This window comes from Dapis hubbardiae BLCC-M172, assembly GCF_050016015.1.
In the GTDB taxonomy this organism is placed as follows: Bacteria; Cyanobacteriota; Cyanobacteriia; order Cyanobacteriales; family Microcoleaceae; genus Trichodesmium.
The window spans coordinates 4,181-11,038 of sequence record NZ_JBNHEQ010000330.1 but is presented as its reverse complement, the minus strand read 5'-3'; the positions used below and the strand labels follow the sequence as shown (position 1 = coordinate 11,038).

Sequence of the window (6,858 nt, the reverse complement as noted above, 5' to 3'; positions counted from 1 at the left end):
AATAGAAAAGAAATTAAAGAGCTTGTGTACCTCATAAGCTTGAGAAACGCTATATCTATTTACCAAACTCAAAAGTTGAAAAATATAGGAATGCCATGATTATAGTTAGAATTTCTTAAAATATTTTTCCAGCTAATATAATCAATCCTATTTTTTTACATAACATTCAAGTTTTATATCAATACTTTTGATATGATTAACAAACCAGTCTAACAACTTGCTTTTAACCTCAAGAGCAATTATTTTTTCTGACTGATTTTGATTTATACTCTTGGAAATTATTTCAAGATTATTCCTGAATTGAGCATGAGCGCCTTTATTTGTACAAGCTACTGGACATTTATACAGATCCATACATGATTCTTCATATTTAAAATGGTTGTTTACATACATCTCTAGGAAACTGAATATCGACTTGAGTTCCTGTTTTCCCTTGTTTTTTTCTAATCCTTCCATGAGAGCATCCATTTGATCCAGTAACTGTTTATGTTGAAAATCAAGCAAAGGAATACCAATTTTTAAAGATTCACTCCAACTGGATACCATAGCCACCTCTTGTTAATTTAGGATAGTAAATTGAATTTATTTGGCTCATTTATTGTATCAAAAACAAATCTGAGTTTTTAGCAGATACTAAATTTTGTTACTTATTGCAAAAGTCAATAATATCAAAATTTATAAATATTTACACCATACACCTAGTACCTAAATTGTTGACAAAAATTTCGGCGGAAGTTACTAAGTTTTATTACTTGGCTTTGTCTGATTAACTTTTTCTCAATAAATTGAACTAATCTTTACAGGTTTGATTTGATGTCCGATATAATATCGGTAATCAAAACTCAGTTTAGTTGACTTTAATACTAGGCATGAATTTAGATATAGCGTTTCTCAAGTTACTGAGGTACAGTTGTTTTTCTTATTTTCTATTCCCACCGAACCCGAATTACTACTCCCTATCTCCCTTACTCCCCTACCCCCCTACTCCCCTACTCCCCTACTCGCTCAAACCAACGAATTTTGTACCTCACTCTTTTTGGGAATTGCTATACCACACCCCTACCGACTGCCAATTCCTCCACGGACTTGTATACAAAGGCCGAAAAATAATGGTTAATGTGCCGAACATGACATGAAATTAGTCATGTAACCATAACAAAATTATTCAAAAAAACAAAAGATATTTTTCTAGTAATAGTTTTTACTTAAAATTCTACTAAATTTATCCTGATCCGGAAAAAAACCGTTTTAATTGTTGGGGCAGAAGCTATAATAGAATCACCACAGCAATTCTATTTGAATTGCTTTCATCAAGTATGGGCAATGAGGGGAGTACGTCTAGGAGTTTTTCAGCTTTAATGTCAATAATTAACAATTAATTAATAATTCTAGATTGGTGTCCAATCCAAGACAGATAGCTATAAGATAGTATCTTTGTTCCTTTTTTGTTAACTACTACCAATTAAATTTTTACAAATAATTAGTTTAATCTTTTATAGACATTTCTGGAATGGCTGAGTAACAAAAATTAAATATATTTGATATTAGTTTATCAAACTTAAGTTAAATTGAACTGAAATTTAAGATACATGAATTTTTTTTTTCATAGTAGTAAAAATAGGTTAACCTGAAAATATAGCTTGAGAATATATAAAAGAATAGATAAGGTCTAGCAAAAAAGCTATGAATGTTAATCATCAATGCTGAATTATCAAGCATTGTGAGGAGGATAATTATGTCAGAAAAAGTCGCTTCAAATGTCAGGAACATTGCTATTGTCGGTCCCTATTTAAGTGGAAAAACAACACTACTAGAAAGTCTATTATCAACTACTGGAGCAATATCCCGTAAAGGTAGTGTCAAAGATGGTAACACTATTGGCGATGCTAGTACAGAAGCTCGCGATCGCTCCATGACAGTAGAAATAAATGCCGCCAGTACCAATTATGGCGGCATTCATTTTACCTTTTTAGACTGCCCCGGTTCCATAGAATTTGCCCAAGAAACCAATAACGCGCTGATTGGAGCAGGTGCAGCAATAGTTGTGTGTGAACCAGATCCAACCCGTGTTCTTACCCTCGCTCCACTCTTAAAATTTCTTGATGACTGGGAAATTCCCCACATAGTATTCATCAACAAAATGGATCGAGTATCCACGGACGAAAGCGACTGCAAATCTAACTTTGGTGAAGTATTAGCAGCACTCAAAACCATCTCAAACCGCCCCATCGTGCCTCATCAATACCCCATTGCCAAAAATAATGAACTGATTGGATTTATTGACTTAGTAACCGAACAAGCTTATCATTATCATCCAGGAGCGCCATCAGATCCGGTAGAAATTCCTGAATCTTTGAAAGCAGAAGAACACGCTGCCAGAGAAGAAATGCTGGAAGAGTTATCTAATTTTGACGATCATTTATTAGAAGAGTTGGTGGAAAATATCGAACCGCCCCAAGAAGAAATAGTTGCTGACTTAAAAATGGAGTTGGGTGCAGATTTAATTGTACCTGTATTTGTGGGAGTTGCAGAAAAAGATTCTGGTGTGCGTTCTCTCCTAGATGCTTTAGTGCGAGAAACTCCTGCACCAGTAGAAACGGCAAAACGTCGCGGTTTAAAATCAAATTCGGAAACACCTATTGCTCAAGTCTTGAAAACCTATTACACTCCTCAAGGTGGTAAACTCTCTTTAGTTCGGGTATGGCAAGGGGAAATTACTGATGGCATGACTTTAAATGGAGTTCGCATTGGTGGAATGTATCGGTTGATGGGCGAACAAACAAAAACTTTACAGTCAGCTAAAACTGGAGAAATAGTTGCCCTCAGTCGGATGGAAGGTATCCAAACAGGTGACACTTTAACTACAGATGCAGACCTGAAAACTAAGTTGCCTAAAGCAGAAGTATTGCCTCCTGTTTTTGCTATGGCGATCGCTCCTGAAGACCGGAAAGATGAAGTAAAAATGAGCAGCGCTTTAACAAAGTTGCTGGAAGAAGACCCCGCATTAATGTGGGAACAACATGGTGATACTCACGAAGTCATCTTTTGGGGTCAAGGAGAAATTCATCTACAAGTAAGTTTAGACCGTTTGCGCCGGAAATATAATGTTTCGATGAAAACTCACTTACCTCAAGTTCCCTATAAAGAAACTATTCGGAAAAATACTACTTCTCACGGTCGTTATAAACATCAAAGTGGCGGTCATGGTCAGTTTGGGGATGTGTATTTAGATATTCAACCTTTGCCACGGGGGTCAGGTTTTAATTTTAGTGAAACTATTGTGGGTGGAGTAGTACCGAAGCAATATATTCCTGGTGTGGAAACAGGTGTGCGGGAATATCTCGAACATGGTCCGCTTGGTTTTCCGGTGGTAGATGTGTCGGTGACATTGACGAATGGTTCGTATCATTCGGTGGATAGTTCGGAGCAAGCATTCAAGCAAGCAGCACGGGTAGCAATGCAGCAGGGAATGAGTGACTGCCAACCAGTTTTGTTGGAACCTATTGCTTTAGTAGATATTTTTGCACCCACTGAGTTTACCTCAAAAGTTTTGCAGTTAATAAGTATCCGTCGCGGTCAGATATTGGGTTATGAAGGTATGACTGACTGGAAAGCTTGGGATAAGACTTCTGCTTATTTAGCTTTTTCAGAAATGCAAGATTTAATTGTGGAGTTGCGATCGCAAACAATGGGAGTCGGTTGTTTTAATTGGCAGTTCGATCATTTACAAGAAATGCCAGATAAGTTAGCTGAAAAAGTCTTGACAAAGAATAGTAATACGAATGGTAATGGTAATGGTCATCGTTAAACTGTTTCCATAAGTAACTCAATACTAAAATAGCTTGATTATTCAAAATAATTAACCGGACTTAATATTAGTTATAGTCCGGTTAGTTAGTTATTTGAAAAGTCAAATTTAATTGATGCCCTTAGAATTTTTACTGATATAAATAGCAAAGTGCTTTTAGTTTTAAAATAGCTAGATAAAAATATTGCTGTTTCATAAAGAATTTTTCATAATAGATATCAAAAACTTCTGTAAATATAAAAATCTGGTTTTTCTCAGCAATTTTGAGTTAATAAATAGAAAACTTTTGCAAGTATATAGATTGTAAAATTTTGTTTCATTTCCAATAATTAGGGTTGTCCTCAATCCATAAAGGGGTTAGCATACATAATGCTTCATAAATAAGAGGAGTCGGAATTCCGATTAGGAATTAAATCTACGAATTACAATATGTCTAATACTTATACTGTTGAAATCCACCACCAAGGACAAATTCACACCATAGAAGTGCCAGAGGATAGGAAAATTCTAGAAGTTGCTGAGGAGGCTAAACTGGAGTTGCCTAACTCATGCAATGCAGGTGTTTGTACTACTTGTGCAGCTCAGATTATTGGAGAGGGTACTGTAGAGCAAAGTGATGGTATGGGAGTTGGTCCAGAACTCCAAGATGAAGGTTATGTTTTATTATGTGTTGCTTATCCTCGGTCTAATTTAAAGATAGAAACTGGAAAGGAAGATGAGGTTTACACACGTCAATTTCCTTCTGCATAAATAGAAGGAAGGCACGACAATAATTTTTAACACGGATATACGGATAAGAAAAGTGCAGAAAGCTAATCAATAAATATAATATTTATACTTGATTATTCCTTAGTCAGTATCCTTGTTATCTGGAAAAATTTTCTTTTGATTAAACAGTTAAGTATGCTATAGCAATCCTATTTTAGTTGTAATATTTTGGTGGTAGGGGCGTTTCATGTCGCGCAGCGAAACGGCCGTTAGCTTCGCATAACTATCGTTAACGCCCGTACAGGAGTCACGAGTCAGGAGTCAGAATTTTCAAAGCGTTCAGTTTAAATTAGCTATTATAAAACTTATCACAACCTATTTAGGATTGCTATATGTATTTTATGGCTGTTAGCTAAAGATAAGCAAGTATGAACTAATTAATTATATAATTGCTATGAGCAAAAAATAAGGTCTCAAGCTTCTCCTTTTAAGGGGATAAAAAAATAAACTTCAGTATTTTAAGCCTCTGACTTCAGGGGTCGGTACTGATAACTAATAACTGATCAATAATAACTAATAACTGAAATGACTACTCATTTTATTGACGCTGAAATTGACCTGCAAGAATCACCAGCAAAACTCAATCAAGAAATTGAAAAAGAGTTGGAAAAACGCGGAACTCCTCTACGTTGGGCAGTGACAAAAGTAGATACAGAAAAACAAAAAGCTCATGTAGAAGCTGTAGTAATTGAGGAAAAAAATCTAACAACTAATTCCTAATTATTTGTTGAGATTTTTTGATAATACCTCACCCTTAAGGGTGGGGTTTGTAATTGTTACCTATAATCTGGTATTATCTAATAAGTTTTGCTGCTAAAAATTAGTGAATCAAAATTGTTTGGCAACGACTTAACTTACTACTCAAATAGAAATGACTTTAAATTCAAAAGAAAGGAAATTATTTAAGCGTATACCGAGTCATAACTGTCTTGATGGGAAGTAGTAAATGTGATAACTGTATAACCGGATTTTATATTCAGGAGATGAAAAAAATCAAATTCTGTATTTAAAACCATTTGCTTCAGACATTGGTACTGATAACTCATAACTGTTAACGTAGTTCCTCCGCAGGAGGCTAACTTTTAGCGTAGCTCCTCCAACAGGAGGCTAACTGAAATGAAACCTTATACAGTAGTCTTAATTATTCCCACTGGTATCGGTGCATCTATTGGCGGTTATGCTGGTGATGCTTTGCCAGTAGCACGGGCGATCGCTCAAACCTGCGATACTCTGATAACTCACCCTAATGTTCTAAATGGGGCACAACTCTATTGGCCATTACCTAATGCTCTATATGTAGAAGGGTATGCCCTTGACAAATTTGCTCAAGGATGGTACGGATTACAACCAGTACATCAAAACCGAGTAGGTTTAATCCTTGACCAGGCCATTGAGCCAGAATTACAACTGCGCCATTTACAAGCTGCCGATGCTACGAGAGCAACTTTAGGTCTAAATTTGACAGATTACATTGTGACTGACTCCCCATTAGGAGTAGAACTACGACAGTCTGAGTCTGGCGCATCTTGGGGCACAATAGCTAATCCTGATAGCTTGCTACGAGCAGCACATACCCTAATCCACAAAGCAAAGGCAGAGGCGATCGCTGTTGTTGCCAGATTTCCCGATGATGAAGGTAGTACAGCATTACAAGAATATCGTCACGGTCAAGGGGTTGACCCCTTGGCAGGAGCAGAAGCGGTTATTAGTCATTTAATTGTCAAAACTTTTCAAATTCCTTGCGCCCATGCTCCTGCTTTGTTGCCTCTACCCCCAGACCCTAACTTATCACCTCGGTCTGCTGCTGAAGAAATTGGTTATACATTTTTGCCTTGTGTTTTGGTTGGTTTGAGTCGTGCGCCACAGTTAGTGACATTAAAAGAGGGTTTGCCAGTTCCTAATAGTATCTGGGCAGAACAAGTTGATGCGGTAGTTTTACCTGCCACAGCTTTTGGAGGTAGTGCGGTGATGAGTTTCAGTCAAACTAAAGCACAAATTATTGCGGTGAGAGAAAATAAAACCCAGATGGAGGTATCACCTGAAAAGTTAGGTATCAAGACGTTGGAGGTAAATTCATATTTAGAAGCGTTGGGGGTTTTGGTTGCTCATAGGGCAGGTATTAGTCCGGAAGCTTTAAAACCAGAAATATTATCAATTGCCAAAATATAGTAATAGCTATAGCCATAGCAGTTTCTCTTGCTTCATTTCCCCTTTTTTTTATACCAAAATAGTAATAGCTATAGCCATAGCAGTTTCTCTTGCTTCATTTCCCCTTTTTTTTA

The 6,858-nt window shown here is 36.6% G+C and carries 5 protein-coding genes; 4 read left to right on the top strand and 1 reads right to left on the bottom strand.

Annotated elements, in window-relative coordinates:
• Positions 1-147 precede the first annotated feature (147 nt).
• Positions 148-546: a bacteriohemerythrin gene (locus ACP6PK_RS30615; RefSeq protein ID WP_426565423.1), complete on the bottom strand. Its 399-nt coding sequence runs from the start codon at positions 544-546 to the stop codon at positions 148-150.
• A gap of 1,189 nt (positions 547-1,735) precedes the next feature.
• Here ACP6PK_RS30615 and ACP6PK_RS30610 point away from each other — a divergent pair.
• The 4 genes from ACP6PK_RS30610 (at position 1,736) to ACP6PK_RS30595 (ending at position 6,745) form a co-directional block, all read left to right on the top strand.
• Positions 1,736-3,808 (top strand): elongation factor G, encoded by a 2,073-nt coding sequence (locus ACP6PK_RS30610; protein WP_426565421.1) that lies wholly within the window; start codon positions 1,736-1,738, stop codon positions 3,806-3,808.
• A 429-nt stretch (positions 3,809-4,237) separates the two neighbouring features.
• Complete coding sequence (locus ACP6PK_RS30605) at positions 4,238-4,558, top strand: 2Fe-2S iron-sulfur cluster-binding protein (RefSeq protein WP_426565419.1); 321 nt, start codon at positions 4,238-4,240, stop codon at positions 4,556-4,558.
• Positions 4,559-5,101: 543 nt separating this feature from the next.
• Positions 5,102-5,296: a hypothetical protein gene (locus tag ACP6PK_RS30600; RefSeq protein ID WP_426565417.1), complete on the top strand. Its 195-nt coding sequence runs from the start codon at positions 5,102-5,104 to the stop codon at positions 5,294-5,296.
• 396 nt (positions 5,297-5,692) lie between these two features.
• Positions 5,693-6,745 (top strand): DUF3326 domain-containing protein, encoded by a 1,053-nt coding sequence (locus tag ACP6PK_RS30595; RefSeq protein WP_426565415.1) that lies wholly within the window; start codon positions 5,693-5,695, stop codon positions 6,743-6,745.
• The last annotated feature ends 113 nt before the right edge of the window (positions 6,746-6,858 follow it).